Source organism: Janthinobacterium sp. ROICE36 (genome assembly GCF_002869965.1).
GTDB lineage: Bacteria > Pseudomonadota > Gammaproteobacteria > Burkholderiales > Burkholderiaceae_D > Janthinobacterium.
In genome coordinates, this window is record NZ_PEBS01000027.1 from 43,644 (window position 1) to 68,991 (window position 25,348).

The following is a 25,348-nucleotide window of genomic DNA, read 5'->3' on the forward strand; positions in this document are numbered from 1 at the left end:
TTTATCATCTCCGCGACACATAGAAAAGAGGACTGAATGGCGAGTAACAACGTAGCCCAATTTGCCACCGAACTGAAGATGCCTGCAGATTTGCTGCTGACGCAGCTGCGTTCTGCCGGCGTCGAAAAAAGTTCGACGTCAGATCCATTGTCGAAAGATGATAAGGACAAGCTTTTGGATCATCTGCGCCGCACACACGGCGCAGCGGCTGACACAGAAAAGAAAAAAATCACCGTGACCCGCAAGGAAACGACTGAGATCAAGCAAGCTGACGCCACCGGCAAATCGCGCACCATCCAGGTGGAAGTGCGCAAGAAACGCACTTTCGTCCAGCGTGACGAAGCTGCGCCGGTCGCAGCAGAACCGGTCGCGCCTGCCGCACCGGTAATCGATCCCGCCGACGTGGCGCGCCGTGAAGAAGACGCCCGTAAACAGGCTGAACTGATCGCCCGCCAGGAAGCCGATCTGCGCGAAAAGCAAGAACGTCTGGCCAAGCTCGACGCGGAAAAAGAAGCCCAGGCGAAAGCCACGCAACAGGCTGAATTGGCTGCGAAGAAAGAAGCGGACGCGGAAGCCAAGAAAGCGGCTGCCAAGGCTGCTGCTGCGCCTGCCGCCAGCGCCGCTGCGCCTGTCGTTGACGACGCCGCTGCTGAAGCGAAAAAAGCTGCTGCCGCTGAAGAAGCGAAGAAGAAAGCCGCTGCCGCTGCTGTTGCCGCCAAGGAAGCCGCTGATAAAGCGGAAGCCACTGACCGTGCACGCAAGGCTGTTGCCGACGAAGTCGCCCAGATCAAGGCCATGATGAACGCGCCACGCCGCGCCATCAAGGCACCTGAACCGGTCCCGGTTCCGGTGAAGCCGAAGGCGCCGGAAGGCACCTTGCATAAGCCTGCTGACAAGAAAGCTGGCGACAAGCCGGGCGACAAGAAGCCTGCTGTTGCAGACAGGAAATCCATCAAGTCGGCCAATGTGTCGTCCACCTGGTCCGATGACGCGAAAAAACGCGGCACCACCGGTGGTCCCAAGCCACGCGGCAATAGCGGCCCAGGCGGTCGTGACAGCTGGCGCGGTGGCGCGAAGGGCCGTCGCCCGACGCACCATGACGACCGTGAATCGAACTTCCAGGCACCTACGGAAGCCGTCGTCAAAGACGTGCACGTACCGGAAACGATCACCGTGGCCGAATTGGCGCACAAAATGTCCGTCAAGGCCTCCGAAGTCATCAAGCATTTGATGAAATTGGGCCAGATGTGCACGATCAACCAGGTGCTGGACCAGGAAACCGCCATGATTCTGGTGGAAGAAATGGGCCACAAGGCGTTTGCCGCCGAACAGGACGATCCCGAAGCGCTGCTGGCCGATGTGGGCGAACACGCGCACTTCGAAAGCAAGCCACGCGCACCGGTGGTCACCGTCATGGGTCACGTCGACCATGGTAAGACCTCGCTGCTCGATTACATTCGTCGCGCCAAGGTTGCCTCCGGCGAAGCGGGTGGCATTACGCAGCATATCGGCGCTTACCACGTCGATACGCCACGCGGCATGATCACCTTCCTCGACACCCCGGGCCACGAAGCGTTTACCGCGATGCGTGCCCGTGGCGCCAAGGCAACCGACATCGTCATTCTGGTGGTTGCCGCCGACGATGGCGTGATGCCGCAAACGAAAGAAGCGATTGCCCATGCGAAAGCAGCCGGCGTGCCGCTGGTGGTGGCGATCAACAAGGTCGACAAACCGGGTGGTAACGTGGACCGCGTGACGCAGGAACTGGTTGCCGAACAAGTCGTGCCGGAAGAATACGGTGGCGAATCGCCATTCGTGCCAGTGTCGGCCAAAACGGGTCAGGGTATCGACGATCTGCTGGAACAAGTGCTGTTGCAAGCCGAAGTGCTGGAACTGAAGGCACCGGTCGATGCGCCTGCGCGCGGCCTGGTTGTCGAGGCGCGTCTGGACAAGGGCCGTGGTCCTGTCGCGACGATCCTGGTGCAGTCCGGTACCCTTAAACGCGGCGACGTGATTCTGGCTGGCTCTTCGTATGGCCGTGTTCGCGCCATGCTCGATGAGAACGGCAAATCCATCGCTGAAGCGGGGCCTTCGATTCCAGTCGAAATCCAGGGCTTGACGGAAGTGCCGGTTGCCGGTGAAGAAGTCGTCGTCATGGCGGACGAGCGCAAGGCGCGTGAAATTGGTTTGTTCCGTCAAGGTAAGTTCCGCGACGTGAAACTGGCCAAGCAGCAAGCTGCGAAACTGGAAAACATGTTCGACCAGATGGCCGAAGGCGAAGTGAAAAACTTGCCGCTGATCATCAAAACCGACGTGCAAGGTTCGCAAGAAGCGCTGGTTGGTTCGTTGCAGAAACTGTCGACCTCCGAAGTGCGCGTACAAGTTGTCCACGCGGCCGTCGGCGGCATCACGGAATCGGACGTCAACCTGGCAGTCGCCTCGAAAGCGGTCATCATCGGCTTCAACGCCCGTGCTGATGCCCAGGCACGCAAGCTGGCCGAGTCGAATGGCGTGGACATTCGCTACTACAACATCATTTACGATGCGATCGACGAGATCAGATCGGCGTTGTCCGGCATGTTGGCACCAGAGAAACGCGAAACCGTCATCGGCCAGGTCGAGATCCGCCAGGTTATCCTGGTCTCGAAAGTGGGTGCGATTGCCGGTTGCCTGGTCACCGATGGCGTGGTCAAGCGTGCTTCTTCCGTCCGCCTGTTGCGCAACAACATCGTGGTGTGGAGCGGCGAGATCGACTCCCTGAAACGCTTCAAGGACGATGCGAAAGAAGTTCGCGCCGGTCTGGAGTGCGGCCTGTCGTTGAAGAACTACAACGACATTCAGGTTGGCGACACGCTGGAAGTGTTCGAAGTCCAGGAAATCGCTCGTACCCTGTAATCTCAGCAAGAACAATGGCGCGGACATAATGATGTCCGCGCAAACACGTGGGGCGCATTGGTCAACGGGCAACCGTTTGACTCATGCGCCCTGCGGCACTTAGGACAGCATATATCATGGCTAAACATAGCAAAACCATGCCAGCGCGCGGCTTGCGCGTGGCCGACCAGATCCAGCGCGATCTGGCTGAAATCGTCGCCTACGAATTGAAAGACCCACGCGTGGGCACGATGATCACCATCACCGAAGTGCAGATCACGCCCGATTACGCGCATGCCAAGGTGTTTTTCACGATGTTGAAAGACAGCAAGGAAGCCATCAAGAACACCACCGAAGGCTTGATGGCCGCGTCTGGTTTCATTCGTGGCTTGCTGGGCAAGCGCCTGCACATCCATACCCTGCCGATGCTGCATTTCGTGCACGACAGCTCGACGTCGCGCGGCATGGAAATGTCCTTGCTGATCGACAAGGCCAACGCCACGCGCGCGGCCGACGCCGAGCCGGACGAAAAGCCAGCAGACAAAGCGGACGAGCAATAACAGTGGCAGGTCCGAAGAAACCACCCGGCATCAAGCGGGTGCGCGACCTGGTCGACGGCGTCTTGCTGCTCGATAAGCCCGTGGGCTGGTCCAGCAACGACGCCCTGATCAAGGCCAAGCGTGTGCTGAACGCGAAAAAAGCGGGCCATACGGGCACGCTGGACCCGTTCGCCACAGGCTTGCTGCCGCTGTGCTTTGGCGAGGCAACGAAGTTCTCGCAGGACTTGCTGGAAGCCGATAAAACCTACGAAACCCTGGTGCACCTGGGACAGACGACGAATACGGGCGACACGGAAGGCGAAGTGCTGGAAACGCGCGACGTGAATGTGACGCCGGAGCAGATCGAAGCCGTGCTGGCGCAGTTCCGCGGGCCGATTTTGCAGACGCCGCCCATGTACTCGGCCTTGAAACGCGACGGCAAGCCCTTATATGAGTATGCAAGGGCCGGCATCACCCTGGAGCGCGAAGCGCGCCCGGTGACCATCCACAAGCTTGAGTTCCTCGGCTATGAAGCCCCTTTCCTGAAATTGTCCGTGATGTGCAGCAAGGGCACGTATATCCGCGTGCTGGGCGAAGACATCGGTCATGCCCTCGGTTGCGGCGGTCATTTGAACGCCTTGCGCCGCACGCAGGTGGGCAGCCTGACGTTGGACGGCGTCGTCACCCTGGACGAGCTGACGGCGCATGCCGCGCCGCTGAGCTTGCTGGCGCCCGTCGATGCATTATTGTCGAGTTTCCCCGCCGTCCAGCTGACCGAAGAATTGGCCAAGCGTTTCCTGCACGGCCAGCGCATCGCACTGGGCAAGGAAGAGGTCGCCGTACCAGCCGAACCGGGCAGGGTGCGCGTGTATCACGACAGCAAGCTGCTGGGCACGGGCCAGTTGCAGGAATACAGCATCCTGGCGCCCGAACGCCTCATTGCCACGGCGCATCAATAAGTCATCTTAATGTCATCACCCAGCGATACTCTTCAAGCAGTGTCGCTTTTTTTAACAAACCGTCCCCGACTGCGGGAGCCGCCAGCATTTTTAGATAGCGTTGCAACGCAACATGCTATACTACGCGGTTCCGGAAATAGATTAGCATTCGGGTATCTCGTACACCTTGTACGCACTCCGCAGTTTTTCAGTAACTACTACGACCATGTCAAATACAAAACGCGCAATTCGTAATATCGCCATTATCGCCCACGTTGACCACGGCAAAACCACGCTGGTGGATCAGCTGCTGCGCCAATCCGGCACCTTCCGTGAAAACCAAGCGGTCGACACCCGAGTCATGGACTCGAACGACCTGGAAAAGGAGCGCGGCATTACGATTCTGTCGAAGAACTGCGCTGTTGAGTACCAAGGCACCCACATCAACATCGTCGACACCCCAGGCCACGCCGACTTCGGCGGCGAAGTGGAACGTGTTCTGTCGATGGTCGACTCGGTTCTGCTGCTGATCGATGCACAAGAAGGCCCGATGCCGCAAACCCGTTTCGTCACGCGCAAAGCGCTGGCACTGGGTCTGAAGCCTATCGTCATCGTCAACAAGATCGACCGTCCGGGCGCACGTCCGGACTGGGCCATCAACCAGACGTTCGAACTGTTCGACAAACTGGGCGCTACCGAAGAACAACTGGATTTCCCTATCATTTACGCTTCGGGCCTGAACGGCTATGCCGGCCTGACCGAAGACGTGCGCAGCGGCGACATGAAGCCGATGTTCGATGCCATCCTGCAACACGTGCCTGTCCGTGATGACAATCCGGAAGGCCCGCTGCAGATGCAAATCACCTCGCTCGACTACTCGTCGTACGTCGGCAAGATTGGCATTGGCCGCGTCAACCGCGGTACCGTCAAGGTCGGCCAGGACGTGCTGGTCATCAACGGTCCGGGCGCCACGCCTGTCAAAGGCCGCATCAATCAGGTGCTGAACTTCAAGGGCCTGGAGCGCGTGCTGGTAGACGAAGCGGTCGCCGGCGACATCTGCCTGATCAACGGTATCGACGAAATCGGCATCGGTTCGACCCTGTGCGCACTCGATACCCCGGAAGCGCTGCCTATGCTGACCGTCGACGAGCCAACCCTGACCATGAACTTCATGGTCAACAACTCGCCACTGGCTGGCCGCGAAGGCAAGTTCGTGACCTCGCGTCAATTGCGTGACCGTCTGGACCGCGAATTGAAAGCCAACGTTGCTCTGCGCGTAGCGCCGACCGACGACGACACGATCTTTGAAGTATCGGGCCGTGGCGAATTGCACCTGACGATTCTGATCGAAAACATGCGTCGCGAAGGTTTCGAGCTGGCCGTATCGCGTCCGCGCGTGGTCTACAAGATGGTCGATGGCGTGCGCCACGAGCCGTTTGAAAACCTGTCGGTCGACGTGGAAGAAGTCAACCAGGGCGGCGTCATGGAAGAGCTGGGCCGTCGTCGTGGCGACCTGCAAAACATGGAATCGGATGGCAAGGGCCGCGTGCGTCTCGAGTATCTGATCCCGGCGCGTGGCCTGATCGGCTTCCAGGGCGAATTCATGACCCTGACCCGCGGCACCGGCTTGATGAGCCATGTATTCAACGAATACGCGCCAGTCGACAACACCCGTGGCGAAATGGCTGGCCGTCGTAACGGCGTGCTGATCTCGCAAGATGACGGCGCCGCTGTTGCCTACGCCCTGTGGAAACTGCAAGATCGCGGCCGCATGTTCGTGGTCCACAACGATCCAGTGTACGAAGGCATGATCATCGGCATTCACTCGCGTGACAACGATCTGGTCGTCAACCCGATCAAGGGCAAGCAGCTGACCAACGTGCGTTCGTCGGGTACCGATGAAGCAGTGCGCCTGGTACCACCAGTGCAAATGTCGCTGGAATACGCGGTGGAATTCATCGCCGACGACGAACTGGTTGAAATCACGCCTAAATCGATCCGTCTGCGCAAGCGCTTCCTGAAAGAAAACGAGCGTAAGCGCGCCGGCCGCGACGCGTAATTGTTGTAGTGGTGCGGCGCTGCGTCGCCGCGCCAACCAGACCCGCTGTGCTTGCATAACCTTGCGGTGATGCGACGCAGCGGGTTTGCCGTTCTGGCATCCCTTTTTTGTAGCGAGCGTATTGTGACTGTCCCAACCCTGCCTTCCCGCCGCCTGTCCGTTGCCCCGATGATGGACTGGAGCGACCGCCATTGCCGCAAGTTCCACCGCGAAATCACGCGCCACACCTGGCTGTACACCGAAATGGTGACGACGGGCGCGCTGGTCTACGGCGACGTGGAACGCCATTTGCGCTTCAACGAGGAAGAGCACCCGGTGGCGCTGCAGCTGGGCGGCAGCGACCCGAAGGACCTGGCCACCAGCGCGACACTGGGCCAGCAATGGGGTTATGACGAAATCAACCTGAATTGCGGCTGCCCGTCCGAGCGCGTGCAAAAAGGCGCGTTTGGCGCCTGCCTGATGGCCGAGCCGCAACTGGTGGCCGACTGCGTGAAAGCCATGCGCGACGTGGTCGATATCGACGTCACGGTGAAGCACCGCATCGGCATCGACGACAGCGAATCGTATGACTTCGTGCGCGATTTCGTCGGCACCGTGGCCGAGGCCGGCTGCAAGACGTTTATTGTGCATGCGCGTAACGCCATCCTGAAAGGCCTGAGTCCGAAGGAAAACCGCGAAGTGCCGCCCCTTAAGTATGACTATGCCTACCGTTTGAAGCGTGATTTTCCGCAATTCGAGTTCATTATCAACGGCGGCATCAAGACGCTGGCTGAAATCGACCTGCATTTGCAGCACCTGGACGGCGTGATGCTGGGCCGCGAGGCATATCACAACCCGTATGTGATGGCGCAGTTCGACCAGCGCTACTACGGCGACGATACGCCCGTGAAAACCCGCGAGCAGGTGCTCGAGGCGATGATTCCCTATATTCGTGCGCAGCTGGAAAAAGAGGCGGGGCGGCTGAAGCTGAACAGCATCACGCGCCACATGCTGGGCCTGATGCAAAACCTGCCCGGCGCGCGCGGCTTCCGCCAGACCCTGTCCGATTCGAAGAAGCTGGCCTCGGGGGACCCGCGCTTGCTGCTGGAAGCGGCGGCGCGCTTGTCGCTGCCTGCCTGATCCTGATGAGCAGCGACTGCCACGGCCTTGCGCGCCAGATCGACGGCTACCTGCTGGCCGTCAGCGCGCTCAAGGATGATGGCAGTCTCTTCAGGTGTTCGTATCTGGGCGCGCTGCCGCCGCAGGCGTCCTTTGATGCGCTGTGCGCCGCGCTGGAGATAGCGCCGGACGGCTTGCGCCTGCAGCCGATCGTGACGGTCGTGTGCAACGGTGCCTTGTGTACGCCGCGCCAGTGGCTGCTCGAGCGCTTGCTGCCGATGAACGAGGCGGATCGGCAGCCGCTCGACGCGCGTTTGTTCGACGGTTTCGAGCGCGAACTGGCCGAGCTGCTGGGCCGCGAGCCGCACTGGTATCAACTGGTATAGTCTAGCCAGCGCAGCCTGGCCGCTCAATGGGGCGCCATCTGGAGCGTCTTTGTCTTTGGCACAGAGTGCCACGCCTATGTAATGCATTGCAGCTGGGACCGCTGATCCAACTTGTCTATACCGCCGCCTCGGCGCAATGGTATTGTCCGCACTCCCCTTCCTCTGAGCACCTCGCCACAAACGATGTTAAATGGCTATGCCATGTGTTGTAAATGCGCTGTTTCGGCGCACGCCCGCACTGTCGTGGGGCGTTTCTAGGGGGCAAGAAACGGCATTGTTGCCATTTCCCCGAAGAAAGTTAATCAGGCATTTATTCAAGTACTTATTGCTTGCTTTGAGGCAAAATTTACACCTATAATTGATTATAGACAAATATTTCTCATATGAATGTTTGATGTTGATCTAATATCATCAGTGTCAAAAATTCAGTGTGTGGAAGAAATTTGCATTCGCAGTCACTGGCGTTTTCAGGGCTGTTGTGGATCAGGAAGTACCCCAGGCTGCGTGCGGCCGGATACCGCCAGCATACCAATGGGTAAGGGCGGAACCCGGTGTAACGCAGCCTTCGTCTTGTCGTGCCGGGCAAAAATCCTTATCAATAGTTTCATTTACGAAGAGCCGAAATGAATTTAGCAAAAATGAAGGTTGGTACCCGCCTGGGCCTGGGTTTCGCCCTGGTACTGGTTCTGCTGGTGGCCGTGACCGTCCTCGGCATCGCGCGCATGGCGCAAATCCAGGACCGTCTCGATCACGTGATCAATGTCAACAACGTCGTCACCCGCCTGGTGATCGACATGCGTGGCAACGTCAGCGACCGCATCACCTCGCTGCGCATCCTGACCCTGATGACCGACGCGGGCGATATGGAGCCGGAAATGGCGCGTATCAAGACGCAGACCAGCACCTATCAGGAAACGCAGAAAAAGCTCCAAGAGAAATTCGCCATCGAGTCGACTGCCGAAGAAAATACCTTGCTCGCTTCGATCAAGGAATACGAGGCGGCAGCCATGCCGGCCATCGCCAAGGCGTCGGCACTGTGGATGGCCAACGATGCCGAAGGCGCCACGCGCGTGATGATCAAGGAAATCCGCCCGGTACAGAAAAAATGGATGGAAGCGCTGGAGCAACTGGCCGCCCTGGAAGACAAGTTGAACGAGCAGATGCAATCGGATGCCCGCAAGGCCTTCGACAGCGCGCGCCTGTTCATGATCATCCTCGGCGTACTGGCCGTGGCGATGGGCGTGGCGGCAGCACTGGTAATTACCCGCGGCCTGCTGAAACAGCTGGGCGGCGAGCCTGATTACACGGCATCGATCGCCGGCAGCATCGCCAATGGCGACCTGTCGATCGGCATTCACACCCAGCCTTCCGATACCTCCAGTCTGCTGGCGGAAATGAAGGAAATGCGCGACAGCCTGGTGGGCATCGTCGGCCAGGTACGCGTGGGTACGGAAACCATCGGCACGGCGTCGCGCGAGATCGCCGACGGCAATCTCGACCTGTCGTCGCGCACGGAAATGCAGGCGAGCGCGCTGGAAAAAACGGCGTCGGCCATGGAAGAGCTGACATCGACCGTGAAACAGAATGCGGACAATGCGCGGGAAGCCAACAAGCTGGCCGCCACCGCTTCGGACGTGGCTTTGAAGGGCGGCTCCGTGGTGTCGCAAGTGGTTGACACCATGAGCTCGATCAATGAATCGGCGAAGAAAATTGTCGACATCATCGGCGTCATCGATGGCATCGCCTTCCAGACCAACATCCTGGCGCTGAATGCGGCCGTGGAAGCGGCGCGTGCCGGCGAGCAAGGCCGCGGCTTTGCCGTGGTGGCCTCGGAAGTGCGCAACCTGGCCCAGCGTTCCGCTGGCGCCGCGAAAGAAATCAAGATCCTCATCGACGATTCGGCCGAGAAGACCGAGCGGGGCACGCGCCTGGTGGGCCAGGCTGGCGTGACGATGGGCGAAGTGGTCGACAGCGTGCGCCGCGTGACCGACATCATGAGCGAGATCGCCAGTGCCAGCCAGGAACAAAGCGCCGGCATCGAACAGGTCAACCTGTCGATCATCGAGATGGATGGCATGACGCAGCAAAATGCGGCGCTGGTGGAACAGGCGGCCGCTGCGGCGCAAAGCCTGCAAGACCAGGCGGCCGAACTGGCCCACGTGGTCAGCATCTTCAAACTGGTCGAGGGCGAAGAGAAGCCGGCAGCGTATGTGCCGGCACCCGTGGCCGCTGCACCCGTGGCCGTGCGCAAGCCGGCGCCGGCATTGCGCCCGGTGAAGTCGCTGACGCGCAAGGCCGAAGCGGCCGCTCCCGCAGCGTCTGCGGCGCCACGCAAGGTGGCAGCGGCCAGTAGTAATGACGAGTGGGAAGAGTTTTAAGCACCAGGCGGCATGACGGAGGCATGGTGCTGGCACCGGGGGACTGACATCCCGGCAGCACCTGCCTTCTTGGCAGGCAAGAAATTGTAATTACCGTATCTGATAATCATGGGGAAGCACATGTTTGAGAATAAGCGTTTGATGAGTGTTGCAGCAGCTTTGCTGGTTTCCGTTTCTTCCGCCGCTTTCGCGGCCGAGGTGCCGGCGTCGTTTGATGCCAAGAACTGCAAGGCCGACTATCCAAAAGCCTCGCTGATGAACGAAGAGCAGGGCACCGTGTCGATGTCCTTCCTGGTCAATGCCGATGGCAGCGTTGCCGATTCGAAAGTCGACAAGAGCAGCGGCTTCAAGAACCTGGACAAGGCCGCCATCAAGGCATTGTCCGCATGCAAGTTCAAGGCAGGCACCAAGGATGGCGCCGCAGCGCAAACCTGGACCAAGGTCGATTACGCCTGGAAGCTGGACTGATCCACGTAGCGCCGGGAGCGTCGCTCCCGGCATGCCCATATCCGCTACGGGCGGCGCCTGCAAGGGTGCCGCCCGTTCTGCTATGTGCGCCAGCCAACGGCGCTGTCGCCACCGATTCTGTTACCCTCGAAACATACCTTCGGGAAATCCCACCACAAGAGGCTTACCATGCAGCGCATCCTGACACTTTCCTCCCTGGCCGCCACCGGCTTGCTGCTCTCCGCCTGCGCGTCGCTGGGCACGCCTGCGGACTTGCAGGCGGGGCAGACCGTGGCTGTCGTGAATAGCCTGAGCTGGGACAATCCGCTGTCGGGCAAGCGCGACGGCGTGCGCACCAGCTGGCCCATCAAGGATGGCAAGATTGCCTCTGAATATTTTCCGTTGGCGCAATTGAAGCAATGCGATGCGGACGGCAAGCCTTGCGCCTGGGGCGTGATGCGGGCGCAGCGCAGCGCGCCCACGCTGAGCTTTGCGGATGGCGGCGTCGAGCTGGCGTTGAACGTGTCCATCGACGTGGCGCGACGCCAGGATGCGCGCCAGGACGAGATGCAAACGGCGATGGCGATTCCGCAGGATGTGGCCGCGCTGGCTGGCAGGCAACAGGTGCAGCCCATCTGGAAATTGAAGTATGGCAAGGTCGAGCAGGTCGAGCTCGATTACGGCGTGCGCTACCAGGTGTGCGTGCAGCGCTATGATGCGGCCGGCAAGGTGATCGATACCTGCGCGATTCCGTTTATTTGAGGAAACATGCAGCGCGGGCCGCTTGTGGCGCCATTGCTACATTTCATGTTGCGGCGTGCGTCGGCGTGTAACAATCGGTAAAAGCACAGCAAAGCACGGCCTAATTTCTTATAGTACTTAATTAAGGTAGTACACATTAGGAGAGTGCGATGAAAACCCTGTTGGCAGTAATTTCGCTGGCCGCCTTGGGTGGCTGCGTTGTGGCGCCCCCCGGTCCGGCGTATTACGGTTCGCGCGCGCCGCAGGCGGCCTACAATCCGTATGAATGGCGTACGGTCTCGTCCGAACCGGTGCAGTCAGGCCGTGTGATGAGCGAGCCGCGCGTGGAATACACGAATGAGCCCGTCTACGTGCAGCAGCAGCCAGTGTACGTGCAGCAACCCGTGTATGTGCCAGCGCCCGTGTATGCGCCGCAACCGTATTATTACAATCCACCTGTATCGATCGGGCTGGACTTCATGTTTGGTTTTGGACGCTACGGTGGGCATCGTGGTGGCTGGGGCGGGCACGGACGCTACCACGGCCGCCGTTAGTCATCGGTCAGCGTTCATCTGGCGCGCCTGATCATATGGCGTGCAGTGGCGGGATGCTGTATCAGTGGAAATAGACCGAACCCTGATGCAGCACATCCGCCGAGCACAGGATATACATCGCCGCCGCTGCCAGACCTATTTGCAAGGCACCAAAGCTGATCGGGATGAGGCGGGACATGTTGTACTCCTGAGTGGTGTGGGGTGTGTTCAGGTTTTCATGATAGTTTGAGTTGATGCTTTTGGGCATCAGATGAATGTCCGCCGCAATGTAGGACAACACCTCGCGCCTGGCGCCCCGCCTCGCTCTCCCGGTGCCTAGCGGTTTTTCCAGCGCACCACAGGCTCTTCCGGCGCCGTGTCCGGCACGTTCGAGATCGCCAGCCAGTGCGTCAGGCGTTCCGGATGCTTGAGATTGATGCCCATGCCATCGATGATGCCCACCTGTTCCAGCATGCGCGCATCGATCTTCGCCTTCGACACCGTGGGCGCGCCCATGACCATGCGGTCATACGCCTTGCGCGCCTTGTGCTCCCATTTGTGCAGATTGCTTTCGTCGAAGCGGTTCGCTTCGAAATACACGGTCAGGCTGCCATCGAGGTTGCCGAAGCCGACAATGCCCGCGCCCTTGCGGATGGTGGTGTTGTTGTCGATGTCAAATTCCGCCGTGGGCACGAAAATGCCGGCGCGGCCATCGATATCGGGACGTCCCACGGGCGTATCCTTGCCGTAGGAACTGCTTTCGGTAATGCTTTTTTCTGCAGACATGGTGCGTGTGTGGTGGCCGTGCCGGTAGCGCAAATGGCACCGGCAGCGCCAGTCATCCTGTTCAAAAAATGCGTGCTGATGAGCAGGGCGGGGTAGGGGCCCTGGCGGAGCGATGCTTGGCATTGCTTGATACCCCGCTATTGTAGCGTCAATTTAATTCCTCTTGGCAACATTTCCTGAGCTAATGCAGCCGTTTACCCATGAAAAAAGCCGCCCGGCCAATTGGCGGGGCGGCTGTTGCGCGAGACGGCCCGGATTCAGGCTGCAGTCTTGCGGCGTGCCATGAAGCCCAGCAAGCCCAGGCCCAGCAGCATCATGGCGTAGCTTTCCGGTTCCGGCACGGCAGCCAGCACTGAGACGTTATCCAGGTAGGAACCATAGGTCGGTGCGGAGACCGGACCGATCGACTCAAAGCGCAGCAAGGTCGACGCGTCGAGCGCGGTCACATTCTGGCTGTAGGTTTGCCAGACGCCGCTGGTGGTACCGACCAGTGCCGTTGGCGTGAGCAGGGTCGAACCCCAGTAGACATTCATCAGGCTGTTCGCGCCGCCAGCCGTATCGGGACGGCCCGAGTAGGCAAACGACAGCGCATACGTGCCGCCGGCCGTGGTGGCGAGCGATTGCGACACGGACGTCAGGCCCGCGGCATTCAGTTCCAGGTATTGCGTGCCGTCGGCGGCGACGGGGTTGAAACCGCCCAGGCCGCCTTGCGTGGCGCCTTTCTGGATTTCAAAGGCCGAGTTGCCGTTGGCTGAAGAGGTCCAGCCTGTCACGCTGCTGAGTGCAGCCCAGGATGAGGAGATGACATTGTTTTCAAAACTGCCATTGACCACCAGTTCGGTTGCGGCGTTGGCTGTACCAGCGGTGGCCAGGGTGGCCAATGCGGCAATCTTCAGGAGGGTGGCTGGCATTTTCATGGTGTTCCAATTTAGTTGATTATAGGATAATTTAATTTCTCAAATGACATTTAAATGATATCACCAAAACTCACACAAAAAACAAGTGCCTACTAAAAATATTTGCAATTGTGAAATCATTTGTGTCTGTAATACAATTAATTTCCATGGAGAATCAATTACTGCCGTGATGTAAGGTGTGCGCGACGTCGAATCGTCTTGTCTGACAGTATTTTTGTAACATCGAGACGTCAAAAAACCTGCATCGTAACAACAACGCTGCAGGTTTTTTTGAGGATATGTGCGGGTGCTGCGACATATCGACTCGATGGGGACTGCCGTATGCAACGCTCAGAACGCCAGGCGTCCTTGCAAATAGACCATGCGCGGCGCGCCCGCCAGCTTGCCCAGGTTGCCATCCGAGGTGCGCGTGAAGTAAGGCTTGTCGGCGAGGTTGTTGACGCCGGCGACCAGTTCCAGGCCAGCCTGGCCCGGCACCTTCCATTTTACTTGCGTGTTCCAGGTGCGAAAGCCGGGAATGATGCCCAGGTTGCCGGACGCGTTTTCCGCCACCGTGTTGGCTTCATCGGCGAACTGGCGGCTCTGGTGGCTGCTCGACAAATCAAAGCCCCAGGCGCCCAGTTGGTAGTGGGCGCCGACGGTGTCCGTGGTGCGCGAATAAAAGGGCACGTCATTGCCCGCGTTCGCGCCATCTTGCAAGGTCGCCTTGGTATAGGTGTAGGTGGCGTAGGCATTCAAGCCAGCCAGCGGACCGGCATGGTCGAAATGGTAGTCGATGGCCGTTTCCAGGCCCCGGTGATGCGTGGCGCCCACGTTGTAGAAGGTGACGTTTTCTCCGCTGCCCACGGACTGGATCTGGTTGTCGAACTTGATATTGAACAAGGTCGCTTCGGCCGATAACTGGCCGCTCTTCCAGCGCGCGCCCAGCTCGGCTGTTTTCGCCAGTTCCGGTTGCAGCGGATTCTTGCTTGACTGCGCATTGAGCTGCGTGTTTTGCACGGCGCCAAACGAGCTGTTGTAGTTGCTGAACAGGGTCACGCTGTTGTTAAGCAAGTACGCCACGTTCAGCGAAGGCAGAGCCTTGTTGTTGAGCAGCTCGATCTTCTGGTCGACCGGCAAGTGGTTGTAGCGTTGCGTCTTGATGTGTTCATAGCGCACGCCCGGCGTGATGCGCCAGGCGCCGATGGCGATCTTGTCGTCGATATACACGGCTTGCGCATCGGTGGCATTGTCGGCAAAGCGCGTCGGCGCCTGCTGCATGCCGCTGGCGATGACCACGTTGTAGATGGTCTCGTCGGCCCGCTCGGCCAGGTAGCGGTAGCCGACGGTGACATCCTGTGTGACCTTGCCGGTGATGAAGCGCTGCGTGTAGCGGGGCTCGATGGCCGTCGTTTCATAGTTGCGCGGCTGGTGGCCCAGGTTTTTCCCGCTGATCAAGGTGCTTTCGCGCGAGCTCTTGTAGTAGTAGCTGCGCACTTCGAATTCCTGCGTGCCGGACAGGGCATTCAGATAGCCGATGTCGAAGGCCTTGCGCTCGCCGCTCCAGTAGTCGGTGGGGCGCGTATTCTGGAATGGGTCGGCCTTGTATTGCGCTGCGGTCAGGCCGCCCGGCGTGCGCGACGTCACATCGTAGTAGGACAGCTTGCCGTACACCTCGGCTGTCGGGCTCAGGTCGTAGCGAAATTTCAGGGCGAAATCGTTGACCTTCTCGTCGCTGCCGACGCGCCAGTCGCTGCCGCGGATGCCCGAGTACAGCACGGCCAGGCCCAGGCCGCTGTCTAGCTGGGTGCCGGCAAAGACGCTGGCCTGCGTGTTGTGGCCCACTTCGCTGTACGAGTTGGTGCGCACGCTGGCGTCGCCCGTGATGCCTGGTGTGGTGGGTACGCGGCGCGTCTTGAAGTTGATGATGCCGCCCACGTTTTGCGGGCCGAAGCGCACGGCGCCGCCGCCGCGCACCACGTCGACCGTCTCGACATTGGCCAGGCTGACGGGCGCGAACGACAGTTGCGGCTGGCCATATGGCGCCACGGACATCGGGATGCCATCGAGTAAGACCGTGCTGCGCGGCGAATAGCGACCTGCCAGGCCGCGCACGCCGATATTGAGCGAGATGGCGCTGCCGGCGCTGCCCGAGTTGTCGCTGATCTGCACGCCGGGAATGCGGCGCATCACGTCGCTGAGGCTGGATGCGCCCGAGTTCTCGATGTCGTCCTTTTGCACCACCGTGCGGGCGCCGGCGAAATTTTTCGTACTGGCGGCCATGCTGGTGCCCAGCAGGTTGCTGCTGACCTGGATGGATTCCAGGATGGGACCTGCATTATCAGCCGTATTGGCTTCCTGCGCCTGCGCGGCAAGGGAAACGCCCAGACAGGCGAGGGCAATGGCCAGCGCGCACGGGCGCAGCGAAAAGGGCAGTGGGGAAAGTGTGGCGGCCATGCATGGATCTCCGTAATGACAATGTTTGCGCGGGCAATCAGGCGGCGCGCCAACGGCGTGGCGTGGACATCCGGCGCAAGGGGATAAGAATGATAATTATTCTCATTCAATTCGTCAATTGCGCATACTGCGTAGTGCCGGCTTTCGCCGCGCGAGGGGAAGGAAGTGTTGTTGGCGCGGTACAGCGGAGCGCCAGGATTGCCGCTTGGCATCATTGCTCGGGTGCGGCGGCATTCCGTGTGCTTCTTGTATACTGCCGTTTTTGCAGCCGTCAGACGTGAACGTACAATGAGCCAGACAACTGAAACGACACCAGGCAGGTCCTCCGTGGAACGCCACCAGGGCGACCAGCCGGCAAGTGCTGCGCGCAAACTCAATCTGCTGGTGGTCGACGACAACCAGGAAGTGGGCGAATCGCTGGCCATGCTGCTCGAAGCGCTGGGCCACCACGCAGTGGTGGTGCGCAACTGGCAAATGGCCGTCGAGCAAGTCAAGCTGTGCGTGCCCGACGCCGTCTACCTCGACATCGAAATGCCCGGCATCAGCGGCATCGAAATCGGCCGCCGCCTGCACCATAATCCCGAGACGGCCAACGCCGTGCTGATCGCCGTCACGGGCCACAGCCTGCCCATGTACATGGACGACGCGCTGGCTGCGGGCTTTCGCCATTTTCTTGTCAAGCCCGTGCGTCTGGAAGACCTGGCGACGACGGTGCAGTCGGTGCTGGCGGGGTAGTCTTTCCGCTGCCTCGGCTGATCGGTAGTCAGGTAGTCAGGTGTTCAGCGCTGCTGCGCGACATTGCAAACCAAGTGCATGCGTCATCTTCAAAATGGTGTCGAAGCTGGGATTACCTGCGCTGGACAGCGCCTTGTACAAACTTTCCCATCCCAGTCCCGTATCTTTGGCAAGTTGCGTCATGCCGCGCGCCTTGGCAATGAAGGATGCGTCGCCGCCGGCTTCTTCCAGGCAAGCTTCAAAGTAGGCGACGATATCCTCTTCGCTTTTGAGGTGCTGTGCGCTATCCCATTTGTTGAGTTTTTGTGCCATCGGACCTCCTGGATGCATCAAGTTTGACTGCCGTACACAGGCGGGGTTTTCTGCTGATGCGCTCGCCTGGCATGCTGTGGGAGAATAGGGCTGCGGCTGCCTCATGCATGTGTGCAGGAATCAAAAAAGGGTTACAAGCCGAAGCATGTAACCCTTTGATTTTCCTACGTATTCTGTGGGGTGGCTGATGGGGCTCGAACCCACGACAACAGGAATCACAATCCTGGACTCTACCAACTGAGCTACAGCCACCACTGTCTTACTTACCTGTTTAGCTGTTTTGCTGAACAGGTGCCGAATTATACAAAGAACTCGGCGAAGTGGCAAATCTAAATGCAGTCTTTTTCAAAAAGCCGAAAGATTGCTGGAAATTGCTTCTCGCGAATCATACGTCCAGGTGGGTGACGGGCGGCTGCAAGTCCAGCAAACCGGCGAAGGCTTTCGCCAAGGCATCGACGCTGGCCGTCGTGTAGCCCTGCAGTCGCGGTGCATCGTTGTTGATGCGACGCAAGCTTGCCGCGTCCAGCAAGCGGGTCAGCTGGCGCGCCACGGCGTCGCCCGTGTCCACCAGCGTGATCTGTTCCTGCGTATGCGCGCGCACCGTGCGTGCTATGGCATGCTGCACGAAGGGGTAGTGCGTGCAACCGAGCACCAGCGTATCGACACCTAGCGCCAGCATGGGCGCGATATAGCGTTCCAGCATGGCGCTGGTAGCGTCCGTCGGATCATTGCCCAGCGCGCATTGTTCGATGCGGTCGGCCAGGCCGATGCACGGCTGCAAGATGAACGTGGCGCCCGTGGCGGCGCTCACCTGTTCGCGCAGGGCCAGCAGCTTGTCGCCGCGCAAGGCGCGCTCCGTGGCCAGCACGGCGATCTTGCCGTTGTGGCTGATGGCGGCCGCCGGTTTCAGGCCCGGTTCGACGCCGACGATGGGCAGGTCGGGGTAGCGCGCGCGCAGCGCCTTGATGGCGGCGATGGTGGCCGTGTTGCACGCCACCACCAGTGCTTTCGCGCCTTGCTGCAATAAAAAGGCGGTGATCGCCAGCGAACGGTCGATGACTTGCTGTTCCGTCTTGTCGCCGTACGGCGCATAGGCGGAATCGGCAACGTACATCAGGTCTTCCTGCGGCAGCTGCGCGCGGACATGGCGCAGCACCGACAGGCCGCCCACGCCGGAATCAAAAACGCCGATGGGGGCGTCCGGGCGGGCAGTGCTTGCAATAGAAGTCATATAAAACCGATGAGGATAAAAAAACGCCGCGCTGGATTGCCGCGCGGCGTCTATGGTAGTGCTTGTTTAAACGACCGTCACGGGAATCTTGCTGACGCTATTGAGTTGCTCGATCTTCGCCTGCCATTCCTTCGGGCCCGTGTTGTGCACCGAAGTGCCTTTCGCATCCACTGCCACCGTCACCGGCATGTCGACGACGTCGAATTCGTAGATCGCTTCCATGCCCATGTCGGCAAAGCCCAGCACCTTGGCGTGCTTGATGGCTTTCGACACCAGGTAGGCGGCGCCGCCCACGGCCATCAGGTAAGCCGACTGGTGCCGCTGGATCGATTCAACGGCGATGGGGCCGCGTTCGGCCTTGCCGATCATGGCGATCAGGCCCGTCTTTTCCAGCATCATGTCGGTGAACTTGTCCATGCGCGTGGCCGTGGTGGGGCCGGCCGGGCCGACGGCTTCGTCGCGCACAGGGTCAACCGGACCGACGTAATAGATCACGCGGTTCTTGAAATCGACCGGCAGTTCTTCGCCTTTGGCCAGCATGTCCTGGATGCGCTTGTGCGCGGCGTCGCGGCCCGTCAGCATCTTGCCGTTCAACAGCAAGGTCTGGCCCGGCGTCCACGAAGCGACTTCTTCTTTCGTCAGGGTGTTCAGGTCGACGCGCTTGGATTTTTCCGTGTCCGGCGTCCAGTGCACTTCCGGCCACGACGACAGCGATGGCGGCGTCATGTAGGCAGGGCCGGAGCCGTCCAGCACGAAATGGCCGTGGCGCGTGGCAGCGCAGTTCGGGATCATGGCCACAGGCTTCGACGCGGCGTGCGTCGGGTGCATCATGATTTTCACGTCGAGCACGGTCGTCAGGCCGCCCAGGCCTTGCGCGCCGATGCCCAGCGAGTTGATCTTGTCGCACAGCTCGATACGCAATTCTTCCAGTTTATTTTGCGGGCCGCGTTGTTTCAGCTCAAACATGTCGATGTCTTCCATCAACACCTCTTTTGCCATCAGCATGGCTTTTTCAGCCGTGCCGCCGATGCCGATGCCCAGCATGCCAGGCGGGCACCAGCCGGCGCCCATGGTCGGCACGGTCTTCATGACCCAGTCCACCAGCGAATCGGACGGGTTCATCATGATCATCTTGGATTTGTTTTCCGAACCGCCGCCCTTGGCAGCGACTTTCACGTCAACGGTATTGCCTTCGACCAGTTCCATGTGCACCACGGCTGGCGTGTTGTCCTTGGTGTTCTTGCGGTCGAAATGCGGGTCGGCCACGATGGAGGCGCGCAGCTTGTTGTCGTCGAAGTTGTACGCGCGGCGCACGCCTTCGTTGACGGCGTCCGTAACCGTGCCGGAGAAGCCTTCGAAGCGCACGCCCATGCCGATTTTCAGGAAGACGTTGACGATACCCGTATCCTGGCAGATAGGACGCTTGCCTTCCGCGCACATACGCGAGTTGGTCAGGATTTGCGCGATCGCATCTTTTGCCGCCGGGCTTTGCTCGGCCGCATAGGCGCGCGCCAGGTGCTCGATGTAATCAGCAGGGTGGTAGTAGCTAATGTACTGCAACGCTGCGGCGACGGATTCGATCAGGTCTTCTTGCTTTATGACAGTCATGGTGTTCTCGCGGTGAATAAGAAGGGTAAGACGTTGATGCTGTTTGCTAATCAGTAGGGGAGCGCCGGAACTTAGTGGGGCGCCCGGGCCTGGTTTTGCGTCACGGTCATGATGCGGTCCGTGTAGGCTATCGCCATCGCCGACAGGATGAAGACCATATGGATCGCCGTTTGCGCGATGACCACATTCGGTTCCTTGGCATACGCAGTGGCGTTGATGAAGGTCTTCAGCAGGTGGATGGACGAAATGCCGATGATGGCCATCGCCAGCTTGGTCTTCAGCACGGACGCATTCACATGCGACAACCATTCCGGCTGATCCGGGTGGTCATCCAGGTGCATGCGCGAGACAAACGTTTCATAGCCGCCGATGATGACCATGATCAACAGGTTCGAGATCATGACCACGTCGATCAAGCCCAGCACCACCAGCATGATGGTCGCTTCATTGAGTTTGACAGGTGGCGGCACGCCGGCCACGGTGACAGCGCTGATGACGTGCTGCAGGGCCGCATCGTTGCCGAATACGGCGCCGATCAAGTCCGACAGTTCCACCCAGAAATGAAATACATAGACGCATTGCGCGAGGATCAGGCCCAGGTACAGCGGCAGCTGCAGCCAGCGCGACATGAAGATGAAGGCGGACAGGGGGTGCAGTTTGCTATGTTTGGGTTTTTGTAAATGGTCGATCATCTGGAGTTTCCTGGGGATAAATACCAATTTTTGGTACGCCCGACATTTTACACTTGCTGCTGATCCCTGCGCATGCCCTCGATTTCGATTCTTGGCCTTGATGAAACACAAAGTGGCATCAAGTAGTTGGTGAGTTGTCAGTTTTTCCATCCAGAATGCAGGACGGCGCGCCCTTGACGCCCATCGCCAATGGCGATTATGGTTAGAATGGATCGCGGAAAACGCTGCATGTAAGGCGTCAGTAAGACAGCAGGAATATGGTGTTACCAAACAATTACTACACTGGAGACTAGCATGGCCGCTATAGAGAACCAAGGGCAGGGCACTGAGCAGCAGGGACCGGAAGAATCGCGCGTATTTCAACCGTCGGCAGCATTTGCCGCACAGGCAACGATTTCCGGCATGGACGCCTACCGCGCCATGGTGGCCGACGCCGAACGCGACTACGAAGGCTTCTGGGCCAAGCTGGCGCGCGAAAACCTGAGCTGGAAAAAACCGTTCACCCGCACCCTGAACGAAGACAACGCCCCGTTCTACAAGTGGTTCGAAGACGGCCTGCTGAACGTGTCGTATAACTGCCTGGACCGCAACATCGAAAATGGCCTGGGCGACAAGACGGCCATCATCTTCGAAGCGGATGACGGCAGCGTTACCAAGGCAACGTATACAGAACTGCACGAAAAAGTCTGCAAGTTCGCCAACGGCCTGAAAGCCAAGGGCATCGCCAAGGGCGACCGCGTCATCATCTATATGTCGATGTCCGTCGAAGGCGTTGCCGCCATGCAAGCCTGCGCGCGCATCGGCGCCACCCACTCCGTCGTCTTCGGCGGCTTTTCGGCAAAATCCTTGCAGGAGCGCATCATCGACGCGGGCGCCGTGGCCGTCATCACGGGCGACGAGCAATTGCGCGGCGGCAAGAAGCTGCCATTGAAATCCATCGTCGACGAAGCGCTGGCGCTGGGCGGCTGCGACTCCGTCAAAAACGTCATCGTCTACCAACGTACGGGCAGCGACTTGCCGATGGTGGCCGGCCGCGACACGTGGCTGCACGACCTGGTCGAAGGCCAGAGCGCGCAATGCGAGCCGGAATGGGTCGATGCCGAGCATCCATTGTTCATTCTCTACACCTCCGGTTCGACGGGCACGCCGAAGGGCGTGCAGCATTCGAGCGGCGGCTACCTGCTGTGGGCCGCGCTGACGATGAAGTGGAGTTTCGACATCAAGCCCGACGACGTGTTCTGGTGCACGGCCGACATCGGCTGGGTGACGGGCCACAGCTACATCGCGTACGGCCCGATGGCCGTGGGCGCCACGCAAGTGGTGTTCGAAGGCATCCCGACCTACCCGAACGCGGGCCGTTTCTGGGAAACCATCAAGAAGCACAACGTCAGCATCTTCTACACGGCGCCAACGGCCATCCGTTCGCTGATCAAGGCAGCCGATGTGGATCCGAAAGTCCATCCGAAGAATTACGATCTGAGCAGCCTGCGTTTGCTGGGTACGGTCGGCGAACCGATCAATCCGGAAGCGTGGATGTGGTATTACAAAAATATCGGCGGCGAGAAATGCCCGATCGTCGATACCTTCTGGCAAACGGAAACGGGTGGCCACATGATCACCCCGTTGCCAGGCGCCACGCCGATGGTGCCCGGTTCCTGCACCCTGCCATTGCCGGGCATCATGGCCGCCATCGTCGACGAAGCGGGCCAGGACGTGCCGAACGGCCAGGGCGGTATTTTGGTGGTGAAGCGCCCATGGCCATCGATGATACGCACGATCTGGAACAACCCCGAGCGCTTCAAGGCCAGCTATTTCCCGGAAGAACTGGGCGGCAAGATGTACCTGGCAGGCGACGGCGCCATCCGCAACAAGGACACCGGCTACTTCACCATCACGGGCCGCATCGATGACGTCTTGAACGTGTCGGGCCACCGCATGGGCACGATGGAAATCGAATCGGCCCTGGTGGCCAACCCGCTGGTGGCCGAAGCGGCCGTGGTGGGCCGTCCGGACGACACGACAGGCGAATCGATCTGCGCCTTCGTGGTGCTGAAGCAAGCGCGTCCGACGGGCGAGGAAGCGAAACGACTGGCGCTGGAGCTGCGCAACTGGGTCGGCAAGGAAATCGGCCCGATCGCGAAACCGAAGGAAATCCGTTTCGGCGACAACCTGCCAAAAACCCGCTCCGGCAAAATCATGCGCCGCCTGCTGCGCGTGCTGGCCAAGGGCGAGACGATCACGCAAGACGTCTCCACCCTGGAAAACCCGGCGATTCTGGATCAGCTGAAGGAAACGTCGTAACAGGGTCAGTCCCTGCGGGATCGGCCTGCGCCCCACTGGGGCGCAGGCCCCCGCCGGGTCTGACCCAATCCACCCAAGTTAAGGAGCAAGCCCGCGCAATTGCTGGCAATTCAATGAAATAGTGCTTGACGTGGCACTGGCTTTGCGCGGCCGCCGCCTTGCTGACCTCTCTTTTTTCGACAGCGGCAAGGCGGCGGCCAATGAAGGTCTTTTGATCTTCATTGGCCCTTCATGTCGCTCGCTTCCTTGCTGTCCGATTTCTCCGACCATCTTCAATCCGACCAGTTTCGGCTTAGCGCCCGCCATCCTGATCATCCGATGGCGTTTCAACGTCGCCGCAAACTGCCGCTGCCATCCTTGGTGGCGCTCATGCTCACCGGCATGCGCAAGAGCGTGCAAACCGAACTTGATGAATTCTTTGGCCATCTGCAACAGCAGGCGCGACTGACGCACCAGGTGAGCGCCCAGGCTTTCGCTCAGGCACGCTCAAAACTTGCTACCACGGCCATCCCAGAGCTTAACGACTGGCTCATTGCACAAGCACAGCAGCATGGCTACCTGCCGCGCTGGCACGGTTTCAGGCTGGTCGCCGCTGACGCCTCGACCGTTCGCTTTGGCTTGCGCGCCAGCCATGTCAAACGCGCCGCCGTGGCCGATCAACTGGTGTTTGGCTTGTTTCTGCCCGGTGCCGAATTGATGCTCTCGGCCTCGCTATACAGTACCGACGTCGGCGAACGCCAGATGCTGTTCGAACAGCTCGACCAGCTTGGCAAGGAAGATCTGCTGTTGCTGGACCGAGGCTATCCATGTTACTGGATGCCCGCCGTGTTGAACCAGCGCCGCATTGCCTTCTGCATGCGTGTCGAGCAGGCCCGCGGCGGAGGCTTTCCCTGCGTCAATCAGTTTCTGAAGTCGGGGCTGCAGGAGCAGATCGTCACGCTGCGGGCGCCGGATCGGCGCGATGCGCTTGACTATGAATGTCCCGCTGAACCGCAGACCGTGCGCCTGATACGCCACGTTGCCTCGACCGGCAAGGTGCGTGTTCTGATGACCAATTTACTGGACGTTGAACAATTCCCTGCCGCATTGTTCGGAGACCTCTACCACCAACGCTGGCGCATTGAGGAAGCCTTCAAGCGCATCAAACACCGCCTCCATCTGGAGCACGTGACGGGACTGTCACAGCAGGCCCTGATGCAGGATCTGGCCGCCAAGGTAATATGCGATAACCTGCAGGCGTTGGCGAGCTGTGCCGCCGGCCAGCAAGATGCATTGCCGACGGACAGACGCATCAACCGCGCCTATGTCCATTCGGTACTCAAGCCGCTCTTGCCATCGTTGCTGCTTGGGCTGGCGGCAGCACACTTGCTTGCCGACGCGCTGGCTCTGATCGCCAAGCGAACGTTTCTACATCGCCCAGGACAATCAAGGTCACGGCAAACCAACGCCTACAAGCCCCATAAATACATGACCTACAAGGCTGCTTGATGGCAGCCTGTTGCTTAACTTGGGTGGATTGGGGTCTGACCCCAGCAGTTACTGGGCTGGGTGTTTCAAACTTTTACCCCTGGGTAAATAACTTTGGCAGTCCGTAGAATCTTTGCTATAATCTGCGGCTTCGCGACAAGCGATATGCAGTACACAATGTGAGCAAGCAAGACGCCCGCATTGCCTTCAGGAGAGATGGCTGAGCGGCTGAAGGCGCACGCCTGGAAAGCGTGTATAGGGTAATACTCTATCGGGGGTTCGAATCCCCCTCTCTCCGCCAAAGACGAAAAAGAAAAAGCTACCCTCGGGTAGCTTTTTTTTTCGTCTGGGCGAAGAGAAGCACGCCCCCTGCGGGGCGTGCGCGGGGGATTCGAAGGGGCGGGCCTACCGGCCCGGCCCTCTCCGAATCGACTGACTGCTGCCGCTACGCGGCAGCCCCGCGCGCCGCAGGCGCGCGTTCGTGGTTCTAATTAGGTTTCGACTGAGCCGGCTTCTACTGCGACCAACGCATCAGTCTGTGCCCAAATGGCGGACTTGGCCCCCGGCTCGCTATACTATAGTTTGATAGGTAGTTGTATTAGTTTGACGTTTTAGTAGTCCATTAAAGAAAAGATAGTACGGAATGTTAGAGTAGTGCTGTAGTACTTCACGTGTGTACATTTGGCCTCTATATTTCTCTTAGTCCATACGGCCAGTTAGGATGATATTGCAATGAACATAAATGTCAAGACCGGCCTGGTTATATACGCGTTTAACGAATAATTCCGGCTTTTTCTCCTGCCATTTCTTCATCGCCTGAATCGGTGTTGCGTTATCCAAGGCGCGCTGGGGAATGTTGTGGTTGTAGAT

The 25,348-nt window shown here is 59.5% G+C and carries 20 protein-coding genes and 2 tRNA genes; 14 read left to right on the top strand and 8 right to left on the bottom strand.

Annotated features, from left to right (window positions below):
- Positions 1–36: 36 nt before the first annotated feature.
- The 10 genes from infB to CSZ94_RS13175 all read left to right on the top strand — a co-directional run bounded on the left by infB (position 37) and on the right by CSZ94_RS13175 (position 12,014).
- Positions 37–2,895 (top strand): translation initiation factor IF-2, encoded by a 2,859-nt coding sequence (gene infB, locus CSZ94_RS13130; RefSeq protein ID WP_102121906.1) that lies wholly within the window; start codon positions 37–39, stop codon positions 2,893–2,895.
- A 116-nt stretch (positions 2,896–3,011) separates the two neighbouring features.
- On the top strand, positions 3,012–3,434 hold the full coding sequence (rbfA, locus tag CSZ94_RS13135; protein ID WP_034782531.1) for a 30S ribosome-binding factor RbfA: 423 nt from the start codon (positions 3,012–3,014) through the stop codon (positions 3,432–3,434).
- Between the two features lie 2 nt (positions 3,435–3,436).
- The gene (gene truB / locus CSZ94_RS13140) at positions 3,437–4,372 is read left to right on the top strand and encodes a tRNA pseudouridine(55) synthase TruB (RefSeq protein WP_102121907.1); all 936 of its coding nucleotides are present in this window, start codon (positions 3,437–3,439) and stop codon (positions 4,370–4,372) included.
- A gap of 205 nt (positions 4,373–4,577) precedes the next feature.
- The gene (gene typA, locus CSZ94_RS13145) at positions 4,578–6,410 is read left to right on the top strand and encodes a translational GTPase TypA (RefSeq protein WP_102121908.1); all 1,833 of its coding nucleotides are present in this window, start codon (positions 4,578–4,580) and stop codon (positions 6,408–6,410) included.
- 168 nt (positions 6,411–6,578) lie between these two features.
- Entirely contained in the window at positions 6,579–7,529 is a 951-nt protein-coding gene (gene dusA, locus CSZ94_RS13150) for a tRNA dihydrouridine(20/20a) synthase DusA (RefSeq protein ID WP_374703580.1), read from the top strand.
- 5 nt (positions 7,530–7,534) lie between these two features.
- Complete coding sequence (locus CSZ94_RS13155) at positions 7,535–7,894, top strand: hypothetical protein (RefSeq protein ID WP_102121909.1); 360 nt, start codon at positions 7,535–7,537, stop codon at positions 7,892–7,894.
- A 623-nt stretch (positions 7,895–8,517) separates the two neighbouring features.
- Positions 8,518–10,272 (top strand): methyl-accepting chemotaxis protein, encoded by a 1,755-nt coding sequence (locus CSZ94_RS13160; RefSeq protein WP_258000962.1) that lies wholly within the window; start codon positions 8,518–8,520, stop codon positions 10,270–10,272.
- A gap of 120 nt (positions 10,273–10,392) precedes the next feature.
- Entirely contained in the window at positions 10,393–10,740 is a 348-nt protein-coding gene (locus CSZ94_RS13165; RefSeq protein ID WP_258000963.1) for an energy transducer TonB, read from the top strand.
- A 168-nt stretch (positions 10,741–10,908) separates the two neighbouring features.
- Positions 10,909–11,481, top strand: coding sequence for a hypothetical protein (locus CSZ94_RS13170; protein WP_102121911.1), 573 nt, complete (start codon positions 10,909–10,911; stop codon positions 11,479–11,481).
- Between the two features lie 149 nt (positions 11,482–11,630).
- Entirely contained in the window at positions 11,631–12,014 is a 384-nt protein-coding gene (locus CSZ94_RS13175; RefSeq protein ID WP_102121912.1) for a hypothetical protein, read from the top strand.
- A 315-nt stretch (positions 12,015–12,329) separates the two neighbouring features.
- Here the strand turns inward: CSZ94_RS13175 and CSZ94_RS13185 are convergent, their stop codons facing one another.
- The 3 genes from CSZ94_RS13185 to CSZ94_RS13195 form a co-directional block, all read right to left on the bottom strand.
- Positions 12,330–12,779 carry a hypothetical protein gene (locus CSZ94_RS13185; protein ID WP_102121914.1) on the bottom strand — a complete coding sequence of 150 codons (450 nt, stop codon included), beginning with the start codon at positions 12,777–12,779 and terminating at the stop codon, positions 12,330–12,332.
- Between the two features lie 257 nt (positions 12,780–13,036).
- Positions 13,037–13,696, bottom strand: a complete 660-nt coding sequence (locus CSZ94_RS13190) for an FxDxF family PEP-CTERM protein (protein ID WP_102121928.1) — start codon at positions 13,694–13,696, stop codon at positions 13,037–13,039.
- Positions 13,697–14,026: 330 nt separating this feature from the next.
- Complete coding sequence (locus CSZ94_RS13195) at positions 14,027–16,132, bottom strand: TonB-dependent receptor family protein (RefSeq protein WP_102121915.1); 2,106 nt, start codon at positions 16,130–16,132, stop codon at positions 14,027–14,029.
- 288 nt (positions 16,133–16,420) lie between these two features.
- Between CSZ94_RS13195 and CSZ94_RS13200 the strand changes: the two genes are divergently transcribed.
- Positions 16,421–16,867 carry a response regulator gene (locus CSZ94_RS13200; protein WP_102121916.1) on the top strand — a complete coding sequence of 149 codons (447 nt, stop codon included), beginning with the start codon at positions 16,421–16,423 and terminating at the stop codon, positions 16,865–16,867.
- 36 nt (positions 16,868–16,903) lie between these two features.
- On the opposite strand, the gene CSZ94_RS13205 is transcribed toward CSZ94_RS13200, so the two are convergent.
- The 5 genes from CSZ94_RS13205 to CSZ94_RS13225 all read right to left on the bottom strand — a co-directional run bounded on the left by CSZ94_RS13205 (position 16,904) and on the right by CSZ94_RS13225 (position 20,710).
- Positions 16,904–17,179, bottom strand: coding sequence for an addiction module antidote protein (locus tag CSZ94_RS13205; RefSeq protein WP_102121917.1), 276 nt, complete (start codon positions 17,177–17,179; stop codon positions 16,904–16,906).
- A 176-nt stretch (positions 17,180–17,355) separates the two neighbouring features.
- Positions 17,356–17,431: transfer RNA gene (locus tag CSZ94_RS13210), tRNA-His, on the bottom strand.
- A gap of 133 nt (positions 17,432–17,564) precedes the next feature.
- Positions 17,565–18,410 (bottom strand): glutamate racemase, encoded by an 846-nt coding sequence (murI, locus tag CSZ94_RS13215; RefSeq protein ID WP_102121918.1) that lies wholly within the window; start codon positions 18,408–18,410, stop codon positions 17,565–17,567.
- A gap of 66 nt (positions 18,411–18,476) precedes the next feature.
- Entirely contained in the window at positions 18,477–20,018 is a 1,542-nt protein-coding gene (locus CSZ94_RS13220; RefSeq protein ID WP_102121919.1) for a fumarate hydratase, read from the bottom strand.
- A gap of 71 nt (positions 20,019–20,089) precedes the next feature.
- Positions 20,090–20,710 (bottom strand): TIGR00645 family protein, encoded by a 621-nt coding sequence (locus CSZ94_RS13225; RefSeq protein ID WP_102121920.1) that lies wholly within the window; start codon positions 20,708–20,710, stop codon positions 20,090–20,092.
- Positions 20,711–21,004: 294 nt separating this feature from the next.
- Between CSZ94_RS13225 and acs the strand changes: the two genes are divergently transcribed.
- The 3 genes from acs (at position 21,005) to CSZ94_RS13240 (ending at position 24,779) form a co-directional block, all read left to right on the top strand.
- Positions 21,005–23,011, top strand: a complete 2,007-nt coding sequence (gene acs / locus CSZ94_RS13230) for an acetate--CoA ligase (protein ID WP_102121921.1) — start codon at positions 21,005–21,007, stop codon at positions 23,009–23,011.
- 231 nt (positions 23,012–23,242) lie between these two features.
- A complete protein-coding gene (locus CSZ94_RS13235; protein WP_102121922.1) occupies positions 23,243–24,499 on the top strand; it encodes an IS4 family transposase in 1,257 nt (418 codons plus the stop codon).
- A gap of 189 nt (positions 24,500–24,688) precedes the next feature.
- Positions 24,689–24,779, top strand: a tRNA-Ser gene (locus CSZ94_RS13240).
- Positions 24,780–25,348: the final 569 nt, after the last annotated feature.

Bases quoted from the DNA above. Each gene is read 5' to 3' on its own strand.
- CSZ94_RS13155 (WP_102121909.1), top strand. From the start codon at position 7,535: ATGAGCAGCGACTGCCACGGCCTTGCGCGCCAGATCGACGGCTACCTG.
- CSZ94_RS13190 (WP_102121928.1), bottom strand. From the start codon at position 13,696: ATGAAAATGCCAGCCACCCTCCTGAAGATTGCCGCATTGGCCACCCTG.
- murI (WP_102121918.1), bottom strand. From the start codon at position 18,410: ATGACTTCTATTGCAAGCACTGCCCGCCCGGACGCCCCCATCGGCGTT.
- CSZ94_RS13205 (WP_102121917.1), bottom strand. From the start codon at position 17,179: ATGGCACAAAAACTCAACAAATGGGATAGCGCACAGCACCTCAAAAGC.
- CSZ94_RS13195 (WP_102121915.1), bottom strand. From the start codon at position 16,132: ATGGCCGCCACACTTTCCCCACTGCCCTTTTCGCTGCGCCCGTGCGCG.
- CSZ94_RS13235 (WP_102121922.1), top strand. From the start codon at position 23,243: ATGTCGCTCGCTTCCTTGCTGTCCGATTTCTCCGACCATCTTCAATCC.
- rbfA (WP_034782531.1), top strand. From the start codon at position 3,012: ATGGCTAAACATAGCAAAACCATGCCAGCGCGCGGCTTGCGCGTGGCC.
- CSZ94_RS13160 (WP_258000962.1), top strand. From the start codon at position 8,518: ATGAATTTAGCAAAAATGAAGGTTGGTACCCGCCTGGGCCTGGGTTTC.
- typA (WP_102121908.1), top strand. From the start codon at position 4,578: ATGTCAAATACAAAACGCGCAATTCGTAATATCGCCATTATCGCCCAC.
- CSZ94_RS13200 (WP_102121916.1), top strand. From the start codon at position 16,421: ATGAGCCAGACAACTGAAACGACACCAGGCAGGTCCTCCGTGGAACGC.
- CSZ94_RS13225 (WP_102121920.1), bottom strand. From the start codon at position 20,710: ATGATCGACCATTTACAAAAACCCAAACATAGCAAACTGCACCCCCTG.
- infB (WP_102121906.1), top strand. From the start codon at position 37: ATGGCGAGTAACAACGTAGCCCAATTTGCCACCGAACTGAAGATGCCT.
- acs (WP_102121921.1), top strand. From the start codon at position 21,005: ATGGCCGCTATAGAGAACCAAGGGCAGGGCACTGAGCAGCAGGGACCG.
- CSZ94_RS13185 (WP_102121914.1), bottom strand. From the start codon at position 12,779: ATGTCTGCAGAAAAAAGCATTACCGAAAGCAGTTCCTACGGCAAGGAT.
- CSZ94_RS13175 (WP_102121912.1), top strand. From the start codon at position 11,631: ATGAAAACCCTGTTGGCAGTAATTTCGCTGGCCGCCTTGGGTGGCTGC.
- CSZ94_RS13170 (WP_102121911.1), top strand. From the start codon at position 10,909: ATGCAGCGCATCCTGACACTTTCCTCCCTGGCCGCCACCGGCTTGCTG.
- CSZ94_RS13220 (WP_102121919.1), bottom strand. From the start codon at position 20,018: ATGACTGTCATAAAGCAAGAAGACCTGATCGAATCCGTCGCCGCAGCG.
- dusA (WP_374703580.1), top strand. From the start codon at position 6,579: ATGATGGACTGGAGCGACCGCCATTGCCGCAAGTTCCACCGCGAAATC.
- CSZ94_RS13165 (WP_258000963.1), top strand. From the start codon at position 10,393: ATGTTTGAGAATAAGCGTTTGATGAGTGTTGCAGCAGCTTTGCTGGTT.